Origin of the sequence: Brevibacterium sp. K72 (assembly GCF_050562175.1) — a bacterium.
GTDB lineage: Bacteria > Actinomycetota > Actinomycetes > Actinomycetales > Brevibacteriaceae > Brevibacterium > Brevibacterium casei.
Map to the genome: position 1 here is coordinate 18,378 of NZ_CP191582.1, position 24,592 is coordinate 42,969.

The following is a 24,592-nucleotide window of genomic DNA, read 5'->3' on the forward strand; positions in this document are numbered from 1 at the left end:
CGTGAGCAACAAGCACAGCGCCGAAGAAGCGCGTACGGGCACCGACCTGGTGCCGGTGAAATTCAGCAGATTGACTCGCCGCGGCATCTTGCTGGGATTGTCCGCGACCCAGCTGGCGACCCTCGCCGTCGGAGTGCTGTCCCTGGTGGGCGCGTTCTACGCCGGCGGGATGCTCATCGCCTACACCGCCCCGATCTGGGTGTCCTCGATCGTGCTGACCTGGATGCCCGTCGCCGGGCGCCCGGTCGTGGAATGGGTGCCCGTGGCCGCCTGGTGGCTGTGGCGGACCACCGGCGGACAGTTGGCCTACCGGCGCCGCATCGTCGCTCCGAGGCCGGCGGGCACGCTCGCGCTGCCCGGTGACATGGCGCGGCTGCGCGAGCACGTCGACCCGCAGAGCGGGGCGGGCATGATCCACGACCCTCACCAGGCGACGCTGACGGTGGTGTGCGAGATCCGCCATCCCGCGTTCGTGCTCCTCGATCCCGGCGAGCAGGCCCGCCGGGTCTCCTCCTGGGGGCGGGTGCTGGCCAGCGTCTGCCGGTCCGGGCGGATCGCGACCGTGCAGGTGCTGGAGCGCACCCTGCCGGACTCGGGCACGGGCCTGGCCGAATGGTGGGCCGCCCACGGCAGCCAGGACGACTCCTTCGCATCGAGGACGTATGCCGAGCTGATCGAGCGCGCCGGGCCCGCCGGGGAGCGTCACGCCACCACGATCAGCCTCAGCCTGGATATGAAGACGGCGGCCCGGCAGATCCGGACCGCCGGCGGCGGGCTGCGGGGCGCGGCCGCGGTGCTGCGCCAGGAGATGAGCACACTGACCGCGGCGCTGCGCTCGGCGGACCTGACCCCTGCCGGGTGGCTGAGCCCGGGGCAGATCGCCGTGATCCTGCGCAGCGCCTACGACCCGGCCGTCGCCGCGACCCTGGAGCGGCACGGGGAGATCGGCCAGTCGCTGGCCACCGCCGGCCCGGTCGCGGTGACCGAGACCTGGACGAGGCTGCGCACCGATACCGGCTACCACGTCGTGCTCTGGATCAGCGAGTGGCCCCGCTCGATGGTGTATCCGGGGTTCCTCGCCCCGCTGGTGCTCTCCTCAGGGATCGGGCGATCCCTGTCGCTGCTCTACACCCCGCTGCGCACCGATCAGGCTGCCCGTGACATCCGCAAGAAGAAGGTCGAGCACATCTCCGATGCCGCGCAGCGCCGCCGGATCGGACAGATCGAGGACGCCGCCCAGACCGCCGAATACACCGACGTGCTCCAGCAGGAAGCTGACCTAACCGCCGGGCACGGCGTGCTGCGCGTGACCGGTCTGGTCGCCGTCTCGGCGCCCACCATCGAGGAACTGGACGCCGCGGTCGCCGCGGTCGAGCAGGCCGCCATCCAGGCCTCCTGCGAAACCCGCCGCCTCGTCGGCCAGCAGGCCGCCGCGTTCACAGCCGCGGCCTTGCCCCTGACCCGGCCCGTATGAGCCGGCTCAGTTGTCCTTCGGGGGCTTCTCCTGTGCTAGGAGTTGGGAGAAGTGCGCGTCGTTTGGGGCGATATCTGGTCGGAGCCAGTGCATGACCTGATACGTGTTGTTCACCAACATGAAGCCGTCCGACGCCATCGCACCGGCGGAGAAGACAACCTGATCATCTCCGAGCGCGTCCAGCAATTCGGCGTTGTCATCGCCATGGACGAGGTCACCGTAGAGGAACATACGTGCGATCTCGTTGTCCCAGGCATTGACACGAACCCCGGCTGCTTCTGGGTCGATCGGGGCCTGCATAATCCGCATTCGGCGAGGCGGGTACTGCGCCCAGTTCTCACGCAACTGTGTCAAATGCTCAGAGACATTGGTGGCGTCCGCCGGCCGAAAGTACTCCAACGCGGCAAGAACCGTTACCCATGCGAGCCGGTCGCCCTTCTTCGTGAGCGTGAGTGGACGGATCAGTGTGAGTGCGTAAGCCACCTGCTCTTTGGGAGGAATGACCTGGCGAATGCCTGCCAGAGACGACTGGCCTGTGGCTTGATCGACAACGAAGTTCATGTGCAGCTGTTGCCCCAGGTTCATCGCATCGTCACGACGTGCGAGCTCGCACGAGAAGAGCTCTTCCGCTCGGCGTTTGAACAGTCGCAGGGTCTGAGTGTGCCTCGCTGCGAGCTGATCGCTGGCCCTATCCTCACCGCTCATGTGCTCCTCCGGCTGGTTCGTGCTCTGAATGCGTACCTCTCGATCACCACAGTCAAGGGGAGGAACCGTGCCTACATTCTACGATCCCGTCGCCGACGCCGAGGAGGCATCGCAGGCGCTGCGCGGCCTGGCGCACGCCAGCCGCGACTTCACCCACCCCGAGGACGCCTACGGGGTGATTGGGGACCTGCTGGCCGGGGTGCGCTCGATGCAGCAGTCGATCCAGCAGCTCGCCACCCGCCACGCCCGCCATGACGGGCGCGCCTTCGACGATGCCGGAGACCCCGCCGCCGGTATCCGTGATGCCCGCCTGGCCGCCGGGGAGCTCTCCGAGGCCGCTGCCGCCCTGGACCGTGTCGAGGAGGGGCTTAACCGTGCCTCGCAGGCTGCCGGTCGCATCGCCTGGCACCCCGCCCCGCCCGCACCCGCCGAGACGGAGATGACCAGGGTTCAGGGGCCGGTGTCGCGGTGGGTGAACATCGTCTTCCTCCAGAGCGGTGAAGCCGATGCGGTGCTGTGGCTGATCGACTGTGACGGCCCGGACGCCGCGATCGAGCACCTGGCCGGCTTCGACTACGGCGAGGAGACCACGGACGCGGCCATGCTCAACGGCTACGTCTACGACACCCCACCGACCGGGGCGCTGGACAAGGAAGCACGCACGGGAGAGTACACGCTGACCTACAACCCGGACCTCGGCCACGTCGCCCTCTACCGCCACCACCAGATCGCGCCCGAGGACAGCCTCGACACCGACACCCCCGCACCGACCATGGACCCCGACATGGGCAGTGCCGGCGGTGCCGCCTCGGCCGGGACTGCGATGGGCGCGGCGGGTGCTGCCGCTGCGGCGCTCTCTGATCGCGGGGTACGCGCCACCGGACGAGAAGCGGGCAGTGCCGCCGGGCGTGGGCCGGTGAGCGAGGGTTCCTGGTTCGAGCATCCGGGCGTCGCGGCGGTCAAGCGTGACCGCGGCCTCGGCCTCTGACCCGACTACCTCCCGTGGTGCCGCCGCCCTGTGGGGTCGGCGGCACCGGTATGTCCGTGACCGGGCGGGTGGGGTGCACCTGCACCACATCCCCGTCGTTCTCGTGCCTGGGAGGCCATCATGTCCGCCGTCTACTATCCCGCCGCGTTCGCCACCGAGGCCGCCCGCAACCTGCGCCACCTCGCCGCGGACAGTGAACTGCAGGCCACGGGTCCCGGCACCGCCACACTGCTGGGCGACCTGCGCGATGCGGCCACGGCGATGCGGGAGGCGATCGACCGGATCGCCGTCGCCCACACCCTCCCCGGCGCCCCGGCCCTCGCACGGGATACCGGGCTGCAGATCGGTGACGAGCTCCATCAGGCCGGCACCGCACTGGAGGAGACCACGACCCGCCTGACCGGTGCCGTCACCGCCATCGAACACCCCACCACCGTTCCGAAGCACACGACGCGGCGTTCCCTGCGCGCGGGGAGGCAGGCGCGGGTCGCGCAGCCGGCAGGGTCGTGGTTCGACCCGCACCCCGCCGGGTCCAGCAGAGGTCAGGAGCGGGGGTTGGGACTGTGAGCGAGAAGGAACGCCTACATACCTCCGTGCTGGTCGCCCCGGCCACCGAGCGGCGACGGCTGCGGGCGCAGCGCCGCCAGGCCGCGGCCCGGTTGCAGGCCGAGCAGCGTCGCCGCGAGGTCGCGGAAGCGAAAGCCAAGGCCGAGGTCGAGCGGGCCGAGCGCAAGGCCACTCGGTATTTGCCCGCCGCCGGGGAGCCCGGCAAGCAAACGTTGCGGACGCCGGGCCGGTTCCGGCTGCCCCGCCACCAGGACACCTCCGCGACCCTGTCGGCCCAGTACCCGTTCCTCGCCGAGGGCGGCCTGGGCTCGGCGGGCGTGTTCGTCGGCCAGGACCTCTACTCCGGGGGCTCGTTCGTCTACGACCCGTGGGTGCTGTATCAGACCGGGGTCATCACCGCCCCGAACGTCGTGGTCGCAGGGATCGTCGGCAGCGGCAAATCCTCCCTCGCCAAGAGCCTGTACACGCGCAGCCTGCCGTTCGGGCGGCGGGTCTACGTTCCCGGTGACCCGAAAGGCGAGCACACTGAGATCGCCCGCGCCGTCGGCGGGCGGGCGATCCAGCTCGGCCACGGCCTGCCCACCCGCCTCAACCCCCTCGACGAGGGCTACCGCCCCTCCGGGCTCAGCGATGCGGAGTGGGAGACGACGGTCGCCTCCCGCCGCCGCGACCTGATCGGCGCGCTCACCGAAACCGTGCTGGCCAGGCCCATGTCGCCGCTGGAGCACACCGCGATCGACACCGCCCTCGCCGAAACGGTACGGGAGAACGAGGTGCCGATCCTGCCGATGATCGTCGACCACCTCCTGTCTCCCTCCCACGACCCTGACGGGCGGCTGGCCGAGGACGGCCGCATGGTCGGACACGCGCTGCGACGACTGGTGGCTGGGGACCTCTCCGGCCTGTTCGACGGCCCGTCGACGGAGGTGTTCGACCCGACCCTGCCGATGGTGTCCCTGGACCTGTCGCGAGTCACCGAGAACTCCACGCTGGTGTCGGTGTTGATGACGTGCTCCAGCGCGTGGATGGAATCGGCGCTGCTGGACCCGAACGGCGGGCAGCGCTGGTGCATCTACGACGAAGCCTGGCGCCTCATGTCCGAACCCGCGTTGCTCAAGCGCATGGATGCGCACTGGCGGCTGGCGAGGGCGTACGGGATCAGCAACATGCTCATCTTCCACAAGCTCACCGACCTGGAAAACGTCGGCGACCAGGGCTCGGCCATGCGCTCGCTCGCGAACTCCCTGCTCGCCAATGCGGAGTCCCGCATCATCTACCGGCAGGAATCCGACCAGCTGGGCACGACCGCGAAGACCCTTGGACTGACCGGCACCGAGCGCGAGCTGCTGCCGACGCTGGGCACCGGACAAGGGCTGTGGCGGATCAAGGAACGCTCCTTCGTCGTCCAGCACCAGCTCCACCCGGCCGAGTACGAGCTCTTCGACACCACCAGCCGCATGTCCGATCCCGGAAAAAACCAACCCCGCGTAGGGTAAGAATCCGCGTGATTCCGCGGATCTCCAGACGTTCTGACCTTGACTGTGGGGTCGCATGTTCGTTACAGATGCAACCGTACGAGCGATCGGATCGATCTTTGTCGAAGCGGTCGTGGAGGGCATGAGCGCTCCCTGTGCTCATCGCTTGTGAGCTTGCACGAGAGTGCGGGACGTAGCGCTCCAAGCAGTGGTGGCGAGGACCGCGCCGAGAATGCCGATACCGACGAGGACGAGAGCCACGGCGGGAAGGCCGATAGCGGCGCCGAGAACACCGGCGAGGGGGTACGTGATGAGGAAGCAGGCGTGGGACAGGGAGAACTGCGCGGCGAACACCGCGGGCCGATTCTCTTCCGTGCTGCCTCGCCGCAGCAGCCTGGCGGAGGGGGTGAGGATCGTGGAGGTTGCCGCCCCCATCAGCGCCCACACGCTCAGCAGCCCGACCCACTGGGGCGTGCCATCGGTCCAGGCGAGCACCCCGGCTCCGGCCAGGAGAAGGACGGGCAGGGCGATGCCGCCGGTGAGCATGACTCGCCGGTCCGAGACGGCTTCCAAGAGCTTGGGCATGGTCAGGGCCACGATCATGGAGCCGCCTCCGTAGGCGGCGAGCAGGAGCGCAGCATCGGACTGGGTGCGGCCCAGATCGCCCAGGACGAGGACAGTGGTGTTGACGATCACCATCGCCGTGGTCGTCGCCACGACGAGGTTCAGCGCCATCAGGCCCTGCAGCTCCCGGCTGGCCCAGAACGCACGGGCGCCGCGGGTGAGGCGATCGAAGAACGGCGCCGGAGCGGGAGCCTCGAAGCGAGGAAAGCGGGAGACAAGCACCAGGGTCGCAGAGGCAAGGAACCCGACCACGGTGCCAGCGAAGAGATTGTGGAAGCTGACGACCGTCAGTAAGGCGGCGGCGAGCATCGGGCTCACCAGCGACTCCAGGTCGTAGGCGAGCCGCGACAGCGACAGGGCACGTGTGTACTGTCCCTCGTCCGGGAGCACGGACGGGATCACGGCCTGAAACGCGGGCGTGAACGTCGCCGATGCGGACTGCAACAGGAAGATCAGCACATTGATCTGCCACACCTCGGTCACGAACGGCAGCGAGAGCGCGACCCCAGCCCGGATGAGATCGGTCCCGATGAGTAGTGGCTTTCTCTTGAGACGGGCGGTGAGTGCCGTCGTGAGGGGGGAGACGGCGACGTAGGCCACCATCTTGATCGTCATCGCCACACCCATCACCACGCCGGCGTCGCCGCCGGCGATTTCGAAGGCGAGCAGTCCGAGCGCGACGGTGAGCAGGCCCGTGCCCAGCAGCGCGATGACCTGCGCGCTGAACAGTTTCGCGTAGGTGGGATTGCGCAGGACAGCAAGCATGAGACGAGGCCTAACGAACGAGAGTTTGTGCGACGAACGGGCTACTACTGCCGGGGTGCGTGGTGGTGGGGAGGGATCTGCCCGTTCGCGACCGCGTGCTCGGCCTGCTTGATCGCCTCGACCACCAGGGCGACCGCGTGTTCGTCGGTGAGGCGGTAGAGCACGCTCGTGCCCTCCTGCCGGGTCGTGACCATCCGCGCCATCCGTAGTCGGGCCAGATGCTGCGACACCCCCGAGGGCTTCTTCCCGACCAGTTCCGCCAGCGCGTTCACCGGCAACTCGTCGGCCTGGCGCAGGGCCAGCACGATCCTGATCCGCGTCGGATCGGACAACAGTCCCAAGACCTCCGCGGCGAGATCGACGTATTCCGACGCGGGATCCATGCCGCACATCTGCTTATCTGCATCCATACGCAGATACTAACAGCGGCGTATGGGTGAGGGAACCCTGCCGTCGTGTGCTGGACGAGGCCCGGCAGCTGCGCCAGCAGCAGCCAGGATGAACGGTGCGGGTACGGGATTGTGCACCTGGCCGGCATGAGACGACATGCGAATCTCCCTGAGCCGGTGCCGGTGTCGATGCGCACCGTGATCCTCGATATCCACGCCGACGGGTCGATGACCGTGATGATCGACGGCACCGTGTATCCGCCCGACGACGACCAGCGGCCGTGGTCGCGGGCCGCGTTCCCGCAGATCATCGACCACGCCAGCCAGGAGCGTGCGGTGCCGGTGCGGGTGGAGGTGCACGAGGCCGACGGCACGAGCTTCACCGAACTCGTCGCCGCACAACCACGCCGCGCCGACCCTGCACCCGAGCCGGCCCCAAAGACGAGACGGCCCAAGGCGGTGCCGGCGCTGATCGAGGTCACCGGGGAGGGGTTCGTCGCCGGGGAGGACATCGCCTGCACCGTGCTCGTCTCCGACACCGACGCGGCCGGCGACGGCACTGCACGGGGGCTGCTCGATCCGCGACGGGTCGGGGATACCGGAGAGGTGCTGCTGGTCGGGCGCGTCTCCGGCACGGTCGTGGCGCGCAGGCTGCGATGAGCGTCCCGCAGGGCCGCCAGAGCGGCAGCTTCGGCGACGAGCTGACCAACGCCGCGATGATCGGGCTGGTCGGACTGTTCGGCCTCGCCCTGATCCTGCGCGGCGCCGGATCGGTGGCCGCGTTCCTCACCGGCACCGACCAGCCCGCCGCTGGGCCCGCCTCCGGCATCTCGGTGCTGTTCCGGCCCGGTGATCCTGCCGCCGCGCTCGACGCGCCAGGGATGAGCGCGGTCGCCTACTGGGCCGTGACCGTCGTGCTGCTGGCCGGGCTGGTCGCCGGCGGCTGCTGGGTGTGGACGCGGCTGCGCCGTCACGCCCGCAAGACCGAGGTCGACCCGCACACAACCGCCGGAGTCGCGACCCGCCACGAGGTGGCCACGGTCGCCTCACCTACGGCGCTGCTCACCCGCGCCGGGAACTTGCGACCCTCTCTCTCCAAGCCGACCCCGGCGGATGTCGGCTACCGACTCGGGATGTGCCGGGGCCGGGAGGTGTGGGCCAGCGTCGAGGACTCGATCCTGCTCATCGGACCACCCCGCTCCGGCAAGGGCCTGCACGTGGTAATCCCCGCGATCCTCGACGCGCCGGGGGCGGTGATCGCCACCAGCACCCGCCCGGACAACCTCACCGCGACCCTGCGCGCGAGAGAGAAGCACGGCCCGGTCGCAGTGTTCGACCCCCAGCACCTGGCCGAGGGCGTCCCGGCGGGGATGCGCTGGTCGCCCGTGCGTGGCTGCGCCGACCCTCTCACCGCGATGATCCGCGCTACCGGCCTCGCCTCGGCCACCGGCCTGTCTGCCGGCGGGGTGGAGTCTGGCGGATTCTGGGAAGGCAAGACGAGGACTGCGCTGCAGGCTCTGCTGCACGCCGCTGCTCTTGATGGGCGTTCCCCGGCGGAGCTGTTCCGCTGGACCCTGGACCCCTCGGCTGCGGCGGAGGCCGTCGCGATCCTCACCAACAGCCCGGACGCGGCCACGGGGTGGGCGGACTCGCTGGAATCCATGATCGACGCCGACCCCAGGACCCGCGATTCGATCTGGCAGGGCGTCTCTCTGGCCCTCGGTGCTCTCGCTGACCCGCGGGTGCTCGATGCCGTCAGCCCCGGCCCCGGGGAGGAGTTCGACCCCGAAGCGTTCATCCGTGATCGGGGCACCCTGTTCCTCCTCGCGACCGGTGCTGGAGCCGGAGCCTCCGCAGCACTGGTCGCCGCGTTGGTGGAGGATCTCGTGGAGACCGCCCGGCGGATCGCGGCACGCTCACCCGGAGCCCGTCTCGACCCGCCACTGCTGCTGGCGTTGGATGAGATCGGCAACCTCGCCCCGCTGCCGTCGTTGCCGACGCTGATGGCCGAGGGCGGTGGCACCGGAATCACCTGTTTGCCCGTGCTCCAGTCTCTCGCGCAGGCGCGCGACAAGTGGTCGGAGAACCAGGCCGGCGCGATCTGGGACGCCTCCATCGTGAAGATTCTTCTCGGCGGGGCTTCGAACAGCAAAGACCTTCAAGACCTGTCCACGTTGATCGGTGAACGTGATGAGTACACCGACTCGATCACCCTCGGTGATCACGGCACTCGCCAGAACCAGCGCTCCGTGCGCAGGGTCGCGATCTTCCCGCCCGACCGGTTGCGGACCCTCCCGTTCGGCACCGCGGTGACCCTGCTGCGTGCGGCCCCGCCGATCGTCACCGATCTGCGCGCCTGGCCCGCTCGCGCCGACGCCGACCAGCTCAAGACCGACCGGGCCGAGATCGAGGCGCTGCTGCGCCGCCCCGACCCGCCTCGGTAGGTCCGGGACAGCTCGTGTGCACCTGCCTGTCACGACGGCCGCCACGACAGGTGGCCGCATCAGGAAGACAGGAGCAGCACGATGGCCGAGCACGAGAACCCAGGAACCGGCCCCGAGACCCAGCCCGAGCAGGGCGCGGATGTCCGCGAGTCCTTCAAGGGACGCATCAAGTCCGAGCCGACGCTGGGCACCACTCAGAAGGGCAAAGCGGCGTTCTACGCGAAGGTCGAGCAGCGTCATTGGGACTACGAGGACGACGGCACCTACACCCGTCTGCCGAACACCTACCACGACCTCGTCGCCTACAAGGGCGTCGCCGTGCGCGCCTACAAGCAACTCGCCAAGAACGACTTCTTCATCGCCGAGGGGCGCATGGAGGACTACCAGTCCAAGAGCACCGGCGAGACGAAGCAGCGGTTCGTCGCGACCGCGCTCGGTCACGACATGGCCCGCACCACCTACGAGGTCGACCGCACCCCGCGCCGCGAACAGGCCCAGCGACCCACCGTCGAACGTGACGCAGCCCAGCAGTCCGCCGGTTCCGGCGTTCCCGAGCAGCCGGAACGGCAGGTGGCGCAGCAGCAGACGCCTGCCGCGTTCGCCGCGCCCGAGTACCGGCCCGACCGGCAGTCGCCGGACATGGGCCTGTGAGCACCGAGGAGTCCCGATCATGACCGACGACCGCGACCACGAGACCCCCGGTGAGCCCGCCGTGGAGGAGCTGCCCGAGGACGAGCTCGACCTCGACGACGAGGGGATGCTCGAAGACGAGGACGAGGAGGACCCCGGCCCGCCGCACCCAGTGAACTGGTACCTGCTGCGCGCCGACGAACTCGAAAAGGAGTGGTACGCCCTGAACCGGTGGGTCGAGACGACACGCCGCACCTACGGGCTGCCCGCCAGCGTCATCCCACCGTTCTGGCACCGCCACGACGAACTCGTCTGGGAGCTCTCAGCGCTGCATCTGCACTGGCTGTGTGCCTACCACCCCGAGCAGAACGGCAGTGCCCCGTTCGGGTGGCATCGCGACTTCGCCGACGCCCGCGCCAGGCTGCGCGAATGGGTCGCCGCCTCCGGTACCCGCCTGGACCGCGACCGGCCAACCAGGCAGACGACCTGGCCCGGCGAGGACCCCGCCGACCCGGTCGAGGACGTGTTCGTCGCCGACCGCGATGCCGACTTCGTCGAGTACGTCGCCGCACGAGTCGCCGAACGCCGCGCCGCCGAGGACGCCTTCTTCGCAGGCGCCGATCCGCGCACCGGGGAACTGCGATGAGTACCGCAGCTCAGCAGACGAGCGCCGAGCTCTCGCGGCTCCAGGAGCTGGGGCGAGAGCTCGGCGCGTCGTTCCTACCGCCGACTGACCGTCAGGGCGCAGCGGTCAGGACGATTCTGGTCGCCTCCATTGATATGTCTCGGGAACCGAGAACCGAGGAGTGATCTTGATCCGTGCCGGATCAAAGCGGCCCCCCATGGTCTTGGCCTTCTCGATCCGGATGTCGAGCAGCATCTTGAGCATGCGGCGCTTCTCGACCAGGTCGAGAGCTTCCCATGCGGCATCCAGATCCTTCGTCTGGATCAGTGCGAGGAGTTGCCTGTCGGCGACCGGGGGAACGGCGGCTTTCGCGGCACGTTCGATCTCGGGCTTGAGGCGTTCCTCGACATCGGCCAGCATCGTCATGCTGATCCGGCCCTGTGCATACTCGCCCGCTGCGTCGGCGAGGCGCCTGCGCAGTGCTGCGACATGGTCCTGGGCTTCGCGGACCCGCTCGTTCCAGTTGTCGTCCGGGCCCAGAATGACCGCTAGGCTCTCAGGCTTGGACAGCCAACCAAGTAGTGCGCCGGTGACGTAAGCGTCCGTGTAGGGAATGTCGATACTGACCTTCCGGCACCCCACTTTCCCGCAGATGTAGTTGTCGCGAGGCATCCCAGTCCGCTTGCGATCCACGGCACCATGAATGCGCACCAAGGGGTGCGAACAGAAGCCGCACCTGGCAATGAATGACAGCAGCCACCTGGGGTGACTATGGTTGCCTTCCTCCACGTACCGAGTACGGCGAGCCCGGTCCGCAAGGATCTGGTTGACCTTCTCCCACTTTTCGACCGGAACGATCGCCGGCCAGTCCGCTTCACCGATGACCTCGCCCTGATACATGCGCAGGCCCGCAATCGTTGGACTCTTGATGAGTTGGCGCAGGGTTGAGCTCATCCAACCTCGCGACTGGTCGGACGTCGGCTTCATCGGGGTCGGCACCCCCGCGCGATTCAGGCGAGTCACGATGTTGTTGATCGAGACCCCGTCCAGAATCTCATCGACGGCCGTGATGATGATCGAGGCCTTTCCCGGGTCGATCTCCTGACGAACCAGCGCACGCGTCTGCTCGTCATACACCCTGCGGTACCCGTAGGGGAGCCGACCGTGTGGGCGACCCTTCTGCGCGTTGAGCCGCACGGTGCGCAGCTGCCGGTCCCGGATCACCGCGGCGTCCTTCTCCGCAGTGAGGAACTCCAGCCCCATCATGAAGCTGTCGTCATGGCGGGAAAAGTCATAGACCCGGCCCTTCGTCAGGTAGAGCACACCGGCTTCCTGACAAGCCGCACGCAGTTGCACGTACGCCAGTAGCTCACGTCCGGCGCGGGAGGGCTCCCACGTCACGAACGCGTCATACTTCTTGGAGGCGATCAGGTGGAGAGCCTCCTCGAACCCCTCACGCTCGCGGGTGCGCCACTTCGATGCAGATCGATTGGCATCGGTGATGACCCTGCCGACATTCCACGTCTGCTGCGCGCACCAGGCGCGGCAGTCCGTCTCCTGATCGTCGGTCGAGCGCATGAGGTAGTGACGATCCATCGAGGCTCGCGTGTATATGAGAGCCTTGATCTCGGAAGCCGGTGGTCGGGTGGGTAGTCGAGTCTCCATGACAGACAGGTGCTCCTCTTGCATCTGCCATCTAGCTGCTGGGTGAGCCGACGAACGACGTCGACTCCGACATGCTCGCCGCGATGGAGGACCTCCTCGACTCGTGGCCGGGCACCCTCATCGTCGTCTCCCACGACCGGTACCTGCTCGAGCGCGTCACCGATCAGCAGTACGCGATCCTCGACCACCGGCTGCGGCACGTGCCCGGCGGGGTCGACGAGTACCTGCGGCTGCGCGCGGCCGGAGCCGGCACGGGTGGGTCGGCCGGCGGGACAACCGGCGGCAGCGATCAGTCAGGGGCCGCCTCGGCGGGGGGATCCGACTCCACGGCACCCGCGCTCAGCGGGGCCGAACGGCGGGCCGCGACGAAGGAGGTCTCGGCGATCGAGCGGAAGATGGAGAAGCTGAGCACCCGGGTCGACGCCCTTCACGCGGAGATGGCCGCCCACGACCAGTCCGACTTCGAAGGGCTCGCGTCGCTCACCGCCCAGGTGCGCGAGCTCGAAGACGAGACCGCAGCCCTCGAGCAGCGCTGGCTCGAGATGACCGAGGCCCTCTAGGCGTAACCGCCCACGGGGGTGGTGCCATCGCCCTGGCGGGACTAGGGTCACGTGCATGACCGGTGACCGATGGCGCGAGCGGCTCCGCGAGGAGGACGTGGAGACCCGTGCGCTCATCGTCGCCTTGAACGCCTCGATCGACGGGATCTCGGCCGCCCGGGAGGGTGACAACAGCGACGACGAGCACGATCCCGAAGGAACGACGATCGCCTTCGAACGGTCCCAGGCCGCTGCGATGCGCGATCAGGCCGCTGAGCGGCTCGACGAGATCGCCGCAGCCCTCAACCGCCTCGACGCGGGCACGTTCGGGATCTGCACCGAATGCGGCGGAGAGATCGCCGCAGCACGCCTCGACGCCCGACCCTATGCGTCGCTGTGCGTGACCTGCGCGGGTCGCGTCCGGCGATGAGCGCCCGGCGGTCGGCGTGAGCGCCGCGATCGTCACCCTCTTCCTTCCCGCCCTCGTGCTCGCAGCGATCGGCGTCATGCTCCTCGTCTCCAGTCTCCGCCGCCCGGCCTCGGCCCCTGTCGCCGGCTTCGTGCTCCGGACCCTTGCGGCCCTCGGGCTCCTCGGGGCCGCGGTTGTCGCCGGCGTCGGACCGTGGCTGCCGATCCCCTACGGCATCGTCGTCATTCCGCTGCTCGCCCTCGTGTTCGGGTTCGTCTGGGTCGTCGGCCTCCTCGGCGCCGCACTCCTCGTCGAGTGGGCGGCGAAGCGTTGAGACGCCTCGGCGAGCAGCGACGAACGTGACGACATGTGACAGCGTCGTGACCTTCTGTGACGGCCCGCGGCAGACAGCGACGGGCACTGTGATGAGCTGGCGGGGTCCTCAACGCGACGATGCCCTGTTATCGGGATCCACTGTCGCGGGGCCCGCCGGCCCACCTCGGCACTATCGGGAGAACACATGTCACAGTCCAACGCACTCACCCAGCGCCTCGACGCCGGGCCGGTGATCTGCGCAGAAGGCTTCCTCTTCGAACTCGAGAAACGCGGATACCTCTCCGCGGGAGAATTCGTGCCCGAGGTCGCGCTCGAATACCCCGAGGCCCTGCGCAGCCTCCACGTCGACTTCCAGCGGGCCGGCTCCGATATCGTCGAAGCCTTCACCTACAACGGCCACCGCGAGAAGATGCGCGTCATCGGCAAGGAGGACCTCCTCGAGCCGCTCAACCGCGCAGCCCTGCAGATCGCCCGCAGCGTCGCGGACCAGAAGCCCGGCAACTTCGTGGCCGGCAACATCTCGAACTCGAACATCTGGGACCCGGCCAGCGAGGAGAAGCAGAACGAGGTCCGCGGAATGTTCTCCGAGATGGTCGACTGGGCCGTCGACGAGGGCGCCGACCTCATCATCGGCGAGACCTTCTACTTCGCCGGTGAGGCGCTGGCCGCCGCGGAGATCGCGAAGGCCTCGGGCCTGCCCGTCGTCCTCACGCTCGCCCCGATGGCGTTCCAGGAGATGGCCGACGGCTTCGGCATCGTCGAGACCGCCCAGCGCCTCGAGCAGTCAGGCGTCGACGTCGTCGGACTCAACTGCTTCCGGGGTCCTGCGACGATGCTGCCGTGGCTGAAGCAGATCCGGCAGGCCGTGTCCTGTCACGTCGGCGCCCTGCCGATCCCCTACCGGACCACCGAGGAGGAGCCGACCTTCTTCAATCTCTCGGATCCGAACGCCGCCGTGCCCTCCCCGCACGGTCGCACGTTCCCCACCGCGCTCGACCCGCTCCAGACCAACAGGTACGAGATCGGCGCGTTCGCGAAGGAGGCGTACGACCTCGGGGTCAACTACCTCGGCGTGTGCTGCGGTGCCACCCCGATGCACATCCGCGAGGTCGCCGAGGCGGTCGGCCTCACCACGGAGGCGAGCCGGTTCTCGGAGAACATGAGCAACCACTTCATGTACGGAGACAACGAGCGCCTCGCCGAGAACGTCGTCGCCCTCGGCGACCGCGCATAAGCGGCGGCCCGCACGGGTTTGAGTCGGTTTCCGCCCGATCGGTCGGTTCGCGAACAGAGCGATCGGGCGGACACTGATCAGTTGCGATGCCGACTCGTTACGGTGCCGCAACCACCGCGCGCATGGGCCGCGACCCGACGAGTGTCAGACGATGTCGACCTCGTCGAGGGCCTTCTCGAGGCGGGCGACGGTGCCGTCGATGTCACCGAGCTTGTCGAGGCCGAAGAGCCCGATCCGGAACGTCGTGAAGCCCTCCTGCTCACCGGTGTGCAGCGGCACTCCCGCCGCGACCTGGACACCGACCTCCTTGAAAGCCGCCCCGTTGGCCAGCTGTGGGTTCCTCGTATGGACGACGACGACGCTCGGCGCCTGGTACCCGGCAGCGGCGACCGAGGGAAGCTCCCGGGCGGCGAGGACCGCGCGGACCCGCTCGCCGAGTTCGAACTGCGCGGCCTCGAGCTTGTCGAAGCCGCGCTCCTCGGTCTCGCGCATGAGCGCGGCGTTGTGGGCGAGCGCATCGGTGGGCATCGTCGCATGGTAGGGCGCGCGACCGGCCTCGTACTCGTCGGCGATGAACAGCCACTTCTTGAGATCGAGTGCGAAGCTCGTCGAGGTGCCCACGTCGACCGCGGCACGACCGCCCTTGCTGAGCATGACGTAGCCGGCGCACGGTGAGCCGCTCCACCCCTTCTGCGGGGCGCTGATGAGGACGTCGACGCCGAGGTCGCGCATCGACACCCACACCGCGCCCGAGGCGATGCAGTCGAGGACGAAGACGCCGCCCACCGCATGGACCGCCTCGGCGACCGCCCGGATGTACTCATCGGGCAGGAGCATGCCCGAGGCCGTCTCGACGTGGGGGGCGAAGACGACGGCGGGGCGTTCGCGTTCGATCGCTGAGACGACCTCGGCGATGGGGGCGGGCGACCATGCCGCCTGCGCGTCGTCGGAGTCGGGGACGGCGGGGAGGACGACGGTCTCGTCTGCGATCGATCCGGCATCGAGGATCTGCGACCAGCGGTACGAGAAGAGCCCGTTGCGGAGGATGAGGCACTTCTTCCCCGTCGCGATCTGTCGCGCCACGGACTCCATCGCATAGGTGCCGCCGCCGGGGACGATGGCCGCTGCATCGGCGTCGTAGGCGGTGCGCAGAATCCGGTTGATCTCCTGCATGACGGAGACGAACCGTGCGGACATGTGGTTGAGGGAGCGGTCGGTGAAGACCACCGAGTACTCGAGGAGGCCGTCGGGGTCGATGTCGTCGTGGGGCAGCGTGGTCTCAGTCATAGTCCCACAGTGCCATGTTCGCAGGCCCGGGGCCACCGAACCGTTGCGGCGCTCAGAGTTCGACTTCGCTCCGGTCGCCCGACCACAGCGTGTGGAAGATCCCCGGTCGGTCGACGCGGCCGTAGGTGTGGGAGCCGAAGAAGTCCCGCTGCGCCTGGATGATCGCCGCCGTCGCCCGCGGAGCGCGGATCCCGTCGAGGTAGGCAAGCGCCGAAGAGAGCGCGGGCACCGGGATCCCCTGCCCGATCGCTGCCCCGACGGCCGAGCGCAGCGCCCCCTGAGCCTGACCGACTTCGGCGCGCAGCTCATCGTCGGCCAGAAGCGAGCCGAGCCCCTCCTGCCGATCGTAGGCGGCGACGATCCGGTCGAGGACGCGGGCCCGGATGATGCACCCGGCCCTCCAGATCGAGGCGAGCTCGCCGAGGTCGACGTCCCACCCGTACGCCTGTGCCCCGGCCGCGATCTCGTCGAAGCCCTGGACGTAGGCGAGGATCTTGCCCGCGAAGAGCGCCTGCCGAACCGTTTCGATCCGCTCGCCGAGGCGGTCGGGAGCGACGGGGTCGTCCCCGTCGGCAGCGGCCCGCTCCCCCGTCGGCCCGCCGGCAGCGTTCCGGTCCCCCGTGGACAGGGGCTCGGTGTTCCCGACGGGACCGGGGATGTCTGCGCCGAGGGCGCGCAGGGCACCGGCCTGGGACAGGGACCGGGCGAAGACCGCCTCGGCGATCGTCGGCACGGGCACCCCGAGGTCGAGGCCGACCTTCGCCGTCCATGCCCCCGTCCCCTTCGCCCCGGCGGCGTCGGCGACGATGTCGACGAAGGGCAGTCCGGTGGCCGCATCGGTGTGGGCGAGGACCTCGGCGGTGACCTCGATGAGGTAGGACTCGAGTTCGCCGGCGTTCCATTCCGTGAGCACCGCGGAGATCGCGGCGGGGCTGAGCCCGAGGTCGTCGCGCAGGATCCGGCACGCCTCGGCGATGAGCTGCATGTCCGCGTACTCGATGCCGTTGTGGACCATCTTCGCAAAGTGCCCGGCACCGTCGGTGCCGATGTGGGCGACGCACGGCACGGGCGCCTCGAGGCCGGCGACCTCGGCACGGGCGGCGATCGGAGTGAGCAGGGGACGGAGGCGCTGCCACGCCGCCTCGGAGCCGCCGACCATCATCGACGGCCCGAGCAGCGCGCCCACCTCGCCGCCGGAGATGCCGACCCCGACGAACTCGATTCCGGTGCCTTCGAGCTGCTCACCTCGGACGATGGTGTCGGTGAAGAGGGAGTTGCCGCCGTCGACGATGATGTCTCCGGGTTCGAACACCGCTGCGATGTCGGCGATCGCCGCGTCCGTGGCGGGTCCGGCATTGACCATGAGGATCGCCACCCGCGGGGTTGAGAGCATCTGTGCGAGCGCGGCCGGGGTCTCGGCGACGAGGAATCCGGCCTCGGGGTGGGCTGCGGCCACCGCGCGGGCGCGGTCGACGTCGAGGTCGTAGATCGCCACGCGGGTCTCAGGCTGCCGGGCGAGGTTGCGGGCGAGGTTCGAGCCCATCACTCCGGTCCCGATCACAGCGACATCGGCGTTCATCAGCAGTCCCTCCATCCGGACAGGGCGTCATCGTCCCGAGCTGTTGACACTCGCTCGAGTGTCCCATACGGTTCAATAACTCTGTTTTATTCTGCAGAGCATATCAATATCATCATATGTTTTCGAGAGGTTCTCATGGACCTGCCCCATTCCCTCCCACCGTTGGTCATCATGGGAGTGTCCGGGACCGGCAAGACGGCGGCGGGCCGCCAGGTGGCCGCCCTGCTCAAGGTGGCCTTCATCGACGGCGATGATCTCCATTCTCCGGCGAACAAGGCGAAGATGCACGCGGGCATCCCGCTGAACGATGCCGACCGGATCCCCTGGCTGCGGTCGATCGCCGTCGAACTCGCCCGCACCCCGCCCCCGCTCGTCGCCTGTTCGGCGCTCAAGCGCTCGTACCGGGACCTCCTGCGAGCCACGGCTCCGTCGACGTTCTTCATCCACCTCGACGGTCCGGCCTCGGTCATCACCGAGCACCTGGCCAAGCGGTCCCACGAATTCATGTCGCCGACGCTGCTTCAGTCCCAGCTCGCCACTCTCGAACCCCTCGAGCCGGATGAGGCGCACATGATCGTTTCGATCGAGCAGCCGCTCACCGAGGTGTGCCGGACCATCGTCGACCGCCTCCCCCACCATTTCGCGGCGCTGACACGCCCGAGTCCGACCCTCGACGACGAGGACGCATGACCGAGATCGACCTGGCCTGGACCCTTCCCGCACCCGCCCTCCTCGGCATCGCCGCCGCAGCGATCGGGCTCCTCCTCGTCCTCATCATCCGTCTGCGCCTCCACGCCTTCATCGCCCTCGTCGTCGTCAGCGTCCTCACCGCGCTTGCGGCGGGCATCCGCCCGGCCGACCTCGTCGACGTCCTCTACGACGGCTTCGGCTCGACCCTGGCCAGCGTCGCCCTCCTCGTGGGCCTCGGCGCCATGCTCGGTCGCCTCCTCGAGCTCTCCGGCGGAGCCGAAGTGCTCACCGACCGTCTCATCAGGGTCTTCGGTGAGAAGCGGGCACCGCTCGCGCTCGGGGTGACGTCCCTGCTCTTCGGGTTCCCGATCTTCTTCGACGCCGGCCTCGTCGTCATGCTCCCGATCATCTTCACCGTCGCCCGCCGCCTCGGCGGCTCCCTGCTCCTCTATGCCTTCCCTGCGGCGATCGCGTTCTCGGCGATGCACATCTTCGTCCCACCCCATCCCGGACCGGTCGCCGCCTCCGGCCTGCTCGGGGCCAACGTCGGCCTCGTCCTCCTCTGCGGGCTCCTCATCGCCGTGCCCTCCTGGTATCTGTGCGGCTACCTCTTCGGCCTCGTCATCGGCAGGCGCATCGACGTGCCCGTCCCGACGATCCTCTCCGGACGCTCAGATGAGTTCTCCGACTTCCGCTCCACGCCGAGGCTGGGCACCGTCATCGTCCTCCTCGCCCTTCCGCTCGTCCTCATCTCCTTCAACACTGGGCTCGGCTTCGCCGCCGAAGCCGGCTGGGTCGATCCGGAATCGACGCCGGTCACGGTGCTGCGGATGCTCGGTGAGACGCCGATCGCCCTGCTCATCACCGTGCTCACGGCGATGTGGCTGCTCGGGTGGCGCCAGCACAAGAGCCGTTCGCTCGTCGACACCGTCGTCGACTCCGCGCTCGGACCCGTGTGCTCGATCGTCCTCATCACCGGTGCCGGCGGCATGTTCGGCGGGGTGCTGCGCGCGAGCGGGATCGGCGACTCGATCGCCGACACGCTTGCCGCCCTCGGCCTGCCGGTCATCGTCGCCGGCTTCGTCATCGCCGCGATCGTCCGCGTCGCCCAGGGGTCGGCGACCGTGGCGCTGACGACCGCGGCCGCACTCCTCCAGCCGATCGTCGTCGGCAGCCCGGACTTCTCGGAGCTCCAGGTCGTCGCGATCGTCCTCTCGCTCGCCGCAGGCTCCGTCGTCGCCAGCCACGTCAACGACTCGGGCTTCTGGCTCGTCTCCCGCTTCTTCGGGATGGATACGAAGACGACCCTGAAGACGTGGACGGTCGGGCAGACGATCCTCGGCCTCGTCGGCTTCGCCTTCAGCCTCGCGCTCTTCGGAATCGTCAGCGCGTTCTGAGCGGCGGGCACCCCGTCACGGGCGGCGGGGTTCGCCCTCCCACACCGACGACATCTCGTCGTAGGCCTTGGCGACGATCTTCGCCATCGCCTCCCGTGCCCGCTCTGGCTGCTGGGAGCCGATCGCGTCAGCGACGTCGAAGTGCCACTGCAGCGCATCGGGGTGCGGGTACTGCGGCTGCAGGCCCTCCTCGGTGCGCCCGGCGAGGATCTCGGCGACGACCGTGTCGAAGGACGCGAAGAGCTCATTGCCCCCAGCGCGCAGCACCGCCCGGTGGAACGCCGCATCGGCCTCGAGGAAGGCCTCGACCTCACCGGTGCGCCCCGACGAGCGCATCCGGGCGGCAAGCCGCATGATCTCCTCGGCTTCGGCGGCGTCGGCGAAGGTCGCGGCGAGGCCCGCGGCCTCGGGTTCGATCGCCACCCGCAGCTCGGTGAGCGAGCGCAGCTGCCTGGCCGGGGTCTCGGCCATCCGCCAGCGCACGACGAGCGGGTCGAGGATCGTCCACTCGCTCATCGCGAGGATGATGAGCCCGAGGCGGCGCACCGGCCTGACCATCCCGAGGGACTCGAGGACACGCACGGCTTCGCGGACGACGGAGAGGGAGACGTCGTAGCGGGCGCGCAGCTCCTCGGCCTTGACGACGACACCGGGCGGCAGCTGCCCGGAGACGATGTCGCGTCCGATCGCGTCGAGGACCCGACCGTGGAGGTTCTCCCCCGCCCGGCCGGTCGGGGTCTCAGCCATCGGTGACCACGTGCGCGCCGGGTGCCGGTCCCGTCGTCCGCAGGGCTTCCTTGACCCCGCGGGTGGCCTGGAGGAGGACGGCCAAGTCAAGGGCGTGGCGGGCGTCGCGGGCGAGGAACCCGACGGTGGGACCCGACCCGCTGAGCAGAGGCAGCAGCGCACCGGCCTCACGACCGGCCTCGATGACCTCGGCGAGTTCGGGGCGCAGGGACAGGGCCGCCTCGGTGAGGTCGTTGCCTGCGGCGGCGGCCAGCGTATCGACATCGCCGGCGGCGAGCGCCGTGAGCACCTCTGCGGGCACCTCGGCGGGGGCGGGATCGGGGGTGAGCTCGTCGAAGCGGCCGTAGACCTCCGGGGTCGACAGCTGTCCCGCCGAGGTGGCCATGACCCAGTGGAACTGCCCGCGGGTGAGCACGGAGCTGAGCTCCTCCCCGCGGCCCCGGCCGATCGCCGTGCCCCCGCGCAGGAGGAAGGGCACGTCGGCGCCGATCTCGAGGGCGAGGTCGGCGAGGACCTCGGCGTCGACGCCGCCGATGAGGTGGGCGGCCCCGGTCAGGGCCGCCGCGGCGTCGGCGGATCCCCCGCCCATCCCGCCGGCCACGGGCACCTGCTTGTCGATGACGATGTCGAGGTCGCGCAGCACCTCGACGTCACGCTCGGCTTCGAACGCGGTGATGAGGAGGGTGATCGCGCGTCTGGCGAGGTTGGACTCCCCGACCGGCACGGTCTCGTCGGCGTACCGCCCCTGGACGAGGATCGTGCCCGTCCCACCGGGGATGAGGGTGAGCGTCTCGACCATGCCGAGGGCCTGGAAGACCGTGGCGAGTGTGTGGTATCCGTGCTCGTCGACGCCCCCGACGCCGAGGTGGACGTTGATCTTCCCCGGTGCCCGGACCGTGACCGGGGCCGGGGTTCCCGGGCGGAGCGGGGTCGGCGCACTCACGCGGTCTCCCCCGCCGCCTCGGCGAGGCGTTCGAAGTCGGACACGCTCAGGGCCTCACCGCGCGTGCGGGGGTCGATCCCCGCGGCGACGAGGATCTCCTCGGCCCGTTGGGGGCTGCCGGCCCACCCGGCCAGCGCCGCGCGCAGGGTCTTGCGTCGCTGGGCGAAGGCGGCGTCGACGAGGGTGAAGAGGCGGGTGCGGGACTCGGGGTCCCGGTCGGTGCGGGTCACGTCGATGCGCACGAGCCCGGAGTCGATGTTCGGGGCCGGCCAGAAGACGTTCTTCCCGATCCGCCCGGCCAGGGCCACCTCGCCGTACCACTGGGCCTTGACGCTGGGGACCCCGTAGGTACGGGAGCCCGGGGCCGCGGCGAGGCGTTCGGCGACCTCGAGCTGGACCATGACGAGGACGGTCCGCAGGCTCGGGAAGGTCTCGAGGAAGTGGAGGAGGACGGGGACGGCGACGTTGTAGGGCAGGTTCGCCACGAGCGCCTCGGGCGGGTTCGGCAGCTCGGTGACCCGCAGGGCATCGGCGCCCACGAGATCGAAGCGCTCGGCGGCCTCCGGGGCGAAGGCCGCGATCGTCGTCGGCAGGCGATCGGCGAGGACCTCGTCGATCTCGACGGCGGTGACGGCGTGGCCGGCCTCGAGGAGGCCCACCGTGAGCGAGCCGAGGCCGGGCCCGATCTCGACGACGTTCTGCGCCCCCTCAAGACCTGCCGCGGCGACGATCGAGCGGACGGTGTTGGGGTCGATGACGAAGTTCTGGCCCTTCTGCTTCGTCGGGCGCAGACCGATGTCAGCGGCGATGTCGCGGATGTCGCGAGCGGTCAGTAACGTCACACCCCACAACCTACCGCACGGATTCTCCGCCGCATCCGTCGAACACACCGGGTGGGTCGGGACGGGAATCCGACAGGGCAACCGGACGTCGGCCGGGGCGAACGGGACGATAGGCTGGCACGCATGGATCCGCAGACCCTCACCGAACTCCTCGACGTCACCGTCCTCGAGCGCCTCGAGACGATCGACGACCTTCCCGCGGACGATCTCGCCCGGTCGGCGGCCCTGCGCCGGGAGGGCTTCTCCGCCGAGGTGACCGCGGCCCTGCTCACCCAGGCGCAGCTGCGGAAGGAGGCGGTGGGCAAGTTCGGTCCCTACGCCGCCGAGATGCTCTTCACCCGCGACGGCCTCGCTCAGGCCACCCGCCTGCCCGTGGCCGCCCACCATGCCAGGCGCCTGTTGGCCGGTCACGACTCCCCCGAAAGCGTGCGCATCGCCGACCTTGGGTGCGGGATCGGGGCCGATGCGTTCGCGTTCGCCGGTCTCGGCGCCGAGGTGGCAGCCGTCGACGCCGACGAGGTCACCGCCGCGCTCGCGAGCTTCAACCTCCGCCACCTGCCCAGTGCCGAGGTCTCCCACGCCCGGGCCGAGGACGTCGACACCGCCGGCTTCGATGCCCTGTGGTTCGATCCCGCCCGGCGGCGGATCGGGCGGGCGAACGCCCGCGGGGCGACCGCGCGGATCACCGACCCCGACGAATTCTCCCCGTCCCTGTCCTGGGTGCTCGAGACCGCGGCTCAGGCGCCCGCGGCCGGTGTCAAGCTCGGTCCCGCCCTCGACCACGACCTCATCCCCGCCGAGGCGGAGGCCCAGTGGGTCTCCCACGACGGCGACGTCGTCGAGGTCTGCCTCTACTTCGGCACCGCCCGGCAGCGTGCCGGTCGCAGCGCCCTCGTCATGGGCGAGCGCACCCTCCTCGTCCACGAGGACGACGTGCCCGAGACCGACGAGGAGGCCATCGGCGAGCTCGGGTCCTACCTCCTCGAACCCGACGGCGCGATCGTGCGCGCGGGTCTCGTCACTGCGCTCACCGGTCCCCTGCAGGCCCGTCGCCTCCACCCGTCGATCGCCTACCTCACGACGGACACCGCCCCCACGGGACCGGCCGCTGCCGGGGTGAGCGCGTTTGAGATCGTCGATGTCCTGCCCGCGAAGATCCCCAGCCTGCGCAAGGAGCTCGTGTCCCGCGGCATCGGGTCCGTCGTCATCAAGAAGCGCGGCGCCGACATCGTCCCCGACCAGGTGCGCCGTCAGCTCAAGCTCCCCAAGGGGGACAAGGCGACGCTCGTCTTCACCCGCCTCGGGGACAAGCACATCGTCCTCCTCACCCGGCCGCTCGAGCGGTAGAGTCGAGAGGCACAGACACGAAGGAGATCCCATGTCCCGCTCCGATGTCCTCATCACCGCCGAGGAGCTCTCCGGGCTCACTGCCCGCCGGATTCCGCCGAGGCTGCTCGACGTCCGCTGGACGCAGCTCCGACCCGACGGGCGGGACGACTTCGCCCGCGGCCACCTGCCGCACGCGATCTACGTCGACCTCGATTCTGAGCTGGCCGACCCCGACCGCAGCGATCCCCGCGCGGGACGCCACCCGCTGCCGAGTCCCGCCCGGTTCGAGGAGACCGTACGAGGTTGGGGCATCGACACGGACACCGAGGTCATCGTCTACGACGACAACGCAGGCCTCGGGGCCGCCCGCGCGTGGTGGCTGCTCCGGTGGGCGGGGCTGAGCGCCCGTGTCCTCGACGGCGGCATCGACGCGTGGGTGGCCGCCGGCGGTGACCTCGAGTTCGGTGCCGGTTCCCCCGTCGAACCCTCCTCCGTTGTCATCACTCCGGGGTCGATGCCCGTCATCGACGCCGACACCGCCGCCCAGTGGGACGGGGTGCTCCTCGACGCCCGCGCGCCCGAGCGCTTCCGTGGAGAGACCGAGCCGTTCGACTCCCAGGCCGGGCACATCCCGGGGGCGAAGAACGCTCCCGTGACGGAGAACGCCGAGGGCGGTCGCATCCTCAGTGAGGAGGCGCTGCGGAAGCGCTTCTCCGAGCTCGGGGCGCTCGACGATCCCGTCGCCGTCTACTGCGGGTCCGGGGTCACGGCCTGCCATAACGCGATGGTGCTCGCGAGCCTCGGAGTCGGCTCAAGCCTCTACCCCGCGAGCTGGTCGGGATGGTCGTCCGATCCCAGTCGCAGCGTCGCGACCGGGGCGTGACCCTGCAGTGACCCGGCGGTAGGGGG

Annotated in this window: 24 protein-coding genes and 1 pseudogene; 16 read left to right on the top strand and 9 right to left on the bottom strand. The window is 69.6% G+C overall.

Annotation, left to right across the window (positions count from 1 at the left end; all coding sequences use genetic code 11):
- The first annotated feature begins 1 nt into the window (after nt 1).
- Nucleotides 2–1,474, top strand: a complete 1,473-nt coding sequence (locus ACQ1RG_RS00110) for an SCO6880 family protein (protein ID WP_006213372.1) — start codon at nt 2–4, stop codon at nt 1,472–1,474.
- 6 nt (nt 1,475–1,480) lie between these two features.
- On the opposite strand, the gene ACQ1RG_RS00115 is transcribed toward ACQ1RG_RS00110, so the two are convergent.
- A complete protein-coding gene (locus ACQ1RG_RS00115; protein WP_040560313.1) occupies nt 1,481–2,179 on the bottom strand; it encodes a hypothetical protein in 699 nt (232 codons plus the stop codon).
- Nucleotides 2,180–2,246: 67 nt separating this feature from the next.
- Here ACQ1RG_RS00115 and ACQ1RG_RS00120 point away from each other — a divergent pair, with 67 nt between their 5' ends.
- The 3 genes from ACQ1RG_RS00120 (at nt 2,247) to ACQ1RG_RS00130 (ending at nt 5,230) form a co-directional block, all read left to right on the top strand.
- The gene (locus ACQ1RG_RS00120) at nt 2,247–3,167 is read left to right on the top strand and encodes a hypothetical protein (RefSeq protein WP_259787623.1); all 921 of its coding nucleotides are present in this window, start codon (nt 2,247–2,249) and stop codon (nt 3,165–3,167) included.
- Between the two features lie 120 nt (nt 3,168–3,287).
- Nucleotides 3,288–3,734: a hypothetical protein gene (locus tag ACQ1RG_RS00125; protein ID WP_167560411.1), complete on the top strand. Its 447-nt coding sequence runs from the start codon at nt 3,288–3,290 to the stop codon at nt 3,732–3,734.
- The gene (locus ACQ1RG_RS00130) at nt 3,731–5,230 is read left to right on the top strand and encodes a hypothetical protein (RefSeq protein ID WP_006213376.1); all 1,500 of its coding nucleotides are present in this window, start codon (nt 3,731–3,733) and stop codon (nt 5,228–5,230) included. The genes ACQ1RG_RS00125 and ACQ1RG_RS00130 overlap by 4 nt, the downstream gene beginning before the upstream one ends.
- 138 nt (nt 5,231–5,368) lie before the next feature.
- Here ACQ1RG_RS00130 and ACQ1RG_RS00135 read toward each other — a convergent pair whose 3' ends face one another.
- Together ACQ1RG_RS00135 and ACQ1RG_RS00140 are read right to left on the bottom strand one after the other, a co-directional pair.
- The gene (locus tag ACQ1RG_RS00135; RefSeq protein ID WP_259787618.1) at nt 5,369–6,598 is read right to left on the bottom strand and encodes an MFS transporter; all 1,230 of its coding nucleotides are present in this window, start codon (nt 6,596–6,598) and stop codon (nt 5,369–5,371) included.
- A gap of 44 nt (nt 6,599–6,642) precedes the next feature.
- On the bottom strand, nt 6,643–7,008 hold the full coding sequence (locus tag ACQ1RG_RS00140; protein WP_197464170.1) for an ArsR/SmtB family transcription factor: 366 nt from the start codon (nt 7,006–7,008) through the stop codon (nt 6,643–6,645).
- 168 nt (nt 7,009–7,176) lie between these two features.
- On the opposite strand from ACQ1RG_RS00140, the gene ACQ1RG_RS00145 reads away from it, so the two are divergent.
- The 4 genes from ACQ1RG_RS00145 to ACQ1RG_RS00160 all read left to right on the top strand — a co-directional run bounded on the left by ACQ1RG_RS00145 (nt 7,177) and on the right by ACQ1RG_RS00160 (nt 10,707).
- Entirely contained in the window at nt 7,177–7,647 is a 471-nt protein-coding gene (locus ACQ1RG_RS00145; protein WP_430600396.1) for a hypothetical protein, read from the top strand.
- A complete protein-coding gene (locus ACQ1RG_RS00150; protein WP_063249311.1) occupies nt 7,644–9,431 on the top strand; it encodes a type IV secretory system conjugative DNA transfer family protein in 1,788 nt (595 codons plus the stop codon). Before ACQ1RG_RS00145 ends, ACQ1RG_RS00150 begins: the two co-directional genes overlap by 4 nt.
- A gap of 81 nt (nt 9,432–9,512) precedes the next feature.
- Nucleotides 9,513–10,082, top strand: a complete 570-nt coding sequence (locus ACQ1RG_RS00155) for a single-stranded DNA-binding protein (RefSeq protein WP_006213381.1) — start codon at nt 9,513–9,515, stop codon at nt 10,080–10,082.
- 19 nt (nt 10,083–10,101) lie between these two features.
- The gene (locus tag ACQ1RG_RS00160; RefSeq protein ID WP_006213382.1) at nt 10,102–10,707 is read left to right on the top strand and encodes a hypothetical protein; all 606 of its coding nucleotides are present in this window, start codon (nt 10,102–10,104) and stop codon (nt 10,705–10,707) included.
- Between the two features lie 105 nt (nt 10,708–10,812).
- Here ACQ1RG_RS00160 and ACQ1RG_RS00165 read toward each other — a convergent pair whose 3' ends face one another.
- Nucleotides 10,813–12,264, bottom strand: coding sequence for a recombinase family protein (locus tag ACQ1RG_RS00165; protein WP_235988196.1), 1,452 nt, complete (start codon nt 12,262–12,264; stop codon nt 10,813–10,815).
- Between the two features lie 122 nt (nt 12,265–12,386).
- On the opposite strand from ACQ1RG_RS00165, the pseudogene ACQ1RG_RS00170 reads away from it, so the two are divergent.
- From ACQ1RG_RS00170 to ACQ1RG_RS00185, 4 genes and pseudogenes are all read left to right on the top strand, one after another.
- Nucleotides 12,387–12,911, top strand: a pseudogene (locus ACQ1RG_RS00170) (ABC transporter ATP-binding protein); the annotation flags it as partial.
- A gap of 55 nt (nt 12,912–12,966) precedes the next feature.
- Entirely contained in the window at nt 12,967–13,320 is a 354-nt protein-coding gene (locus ACQ1RG_RS00175) for a TraR/DksA family transcriptional regulator (protein ID WP_009376061.1), read from the top strand.
- Nucleotides 13,321–13,336: 16 nt separating this feature from the next.
- A complete protein-coding gene (locus tag ACQ1RG_RS00180; RefSeq protein ID WP_095376458.1) occupies nt 13,337–13,633 on the top strand; it encodes a hypothetical protein in 297 nt (98 codons plus the stop codon).
- A 186-nt stretch (nt 13,634–13,819) separates the two neighbouring features.
- A complete protein-coding gene (locus ACQ1RG_RS00185) occupies nt 13,820–14,869 on the top strand; it encodes a homocysteine S-methyltransferase family protein (protein WP_430600397.1) in 1,050 nt (349 codons plus the stop codon).
- 144 nt (nt 14,870–15,013) lie between these two features.
- On the opposite strand, the gene ACQ1RG_RS00190 is transcribed toward ACQ1RG_RS00185, so the two are convergent.
- Both ACQ1RG_RS00190 and gndA read right to left on the bottom strand, forming a co-directional pair.
- Nucleotides 15,014–16,156, bottom strand: coding sequence for an aminotransferase class V-fold PLP-dependent enzyme (locus ACQ1RG_RS00190; RefSeq protein ID WP_430600399.1), 1,143 nt, complete (start codon nt 16,154–16,156; stop codon nt 15,014–15,016).
- A 52-nt stretch (nt 16,157–16,208) separates the two neighbouring features.
- Complete coding sequence (gene gndA / locus ACQ1RG_RS00195) at nt 16,209–17,735, bottom strand: NADP-dependent phosphogluconate dehydrogenase (RefSeq protein WP_100227382.1); 1,527 nt, start codon at nt 17,733–17,735, stop codon at nt 16,209–16,211.
- 135 nt (nt 17,736–17,870) lie between these two features.
- On the opposite strand from gndA, the gene ACQ1RG_RS00200 reads away from it, so the two are divergent.
- Nucleotides 17,871–18,425, top strand: coding sequence for a gluconokinase (locus tag ACQ1RG_RS00200; protein WP_040341214.1), 555 nt, complete (start codon nt 17,871–17,873; stop codon nt 18,423–18,425).
- The gene (locus ACQ1RG_RS00205; protein ID WP_009376070.1) at nt 18,422–19,822 is read left to right on the top strand and encodes a GntP family permease; all 1,401 of its coding nucleotides are present in this window, start codon (nt 18,422–18,424) and stop codon (nt 19,820–19,822) included. Before ACQ1RG_RS00200 ends, ACQ1RG_RS00205 begins: the two co-directional genes overlap by 4 nt.
- A 15-nt stretch (nt 19,823–19,837) precedes the next feature.
- Here the strand turns inward: ACQ1RG_RS00205 and ACQ1RG_RS00210 are convergent, their stop codons facing one another.
- Genes ACQ1RG_RS00210 through rsmA form a run of 3 tightly spaced genes read right to left on the bottom strand, consistent with a single transcriptional unit; the run spans nt 19,838 to nt 22,354 of the window.
- Entirely contained in the window at nt 19,838–20,569 is a 732-nt protein-coding gene (locus ACQ1RG_RS00210; RefSeq protein ID WP_009376072.1) for a FadR/GntR family transcriptional regulator, read from the bottom strand.
- Nucleotides 20,562–21,512, bottom strand: coding sequence for a 4-(cytidine 5'-diphospho)-2-C-methyl-D-erythritol kinase (locus ACQ1RG_RS00215; protein ID WP_101624654.1), 951 nt, complete (start codon nt 21,510–21,512; stop codon nt 20,562–20,564). Before ACQ1RG_RS00215 ends, ACQ1RG_RS00210 begins: the two co-directional genes overlap by 8 nt.
- Nucleotides 21,509–22,354, bottom strand: coding sequence for a 16S rRNA (adenine(1518)-N(6)/adenine(1519)-N(6))-dimethyltransferase RsmA (rsmA, locus tag ACQ1RG_RS00220; RefSeq protein ID WP_095376454.1), 846 nt, complete (start codon nt 22,352–22,354; stop codon nt 21,509–21,511). Before rsmA ends, ACQ1RG_RS00215 begins: the two co-directional genes overlap by 4 nt.
- A 123-nt stretch (nt 22,355–22,477) precedes the next feature.
- Here rsmA and ACQ1RG_RS00225 point away from each other — a divergent pair, with 123 nt between their 5' ends.
- Both ACQ1RG_RS00225 and ACQ1RG_RS00230 read left to right on the top strand, forming a co-directional pair.
- On the top strand, nt 22,478–23,701 hold the full coding sequence (locus ACQ1RG_RS00225) for a class I SAM-dependent methyltransferase (protein WP_430600400.1): 1,224 nt from the start codon (nt 22,478–22,480) through the stop codon (nt 23,699–23,701).
- Between the two features lie 31 nt (nt 23,702–23,732).
- On the top strand, nt 23,733–24,566 hold the full coding sequence (locus tag ACQ1RG_RS00230; protein WP_430600401.1) for a sulfurtransferase: 834 nt from the start codon (nt 23,733–23,735) through the stop codon (nt 24,564–24,566).
- Nucleotides 24,567–24,592: the final 26 nt, after the last annotated feature.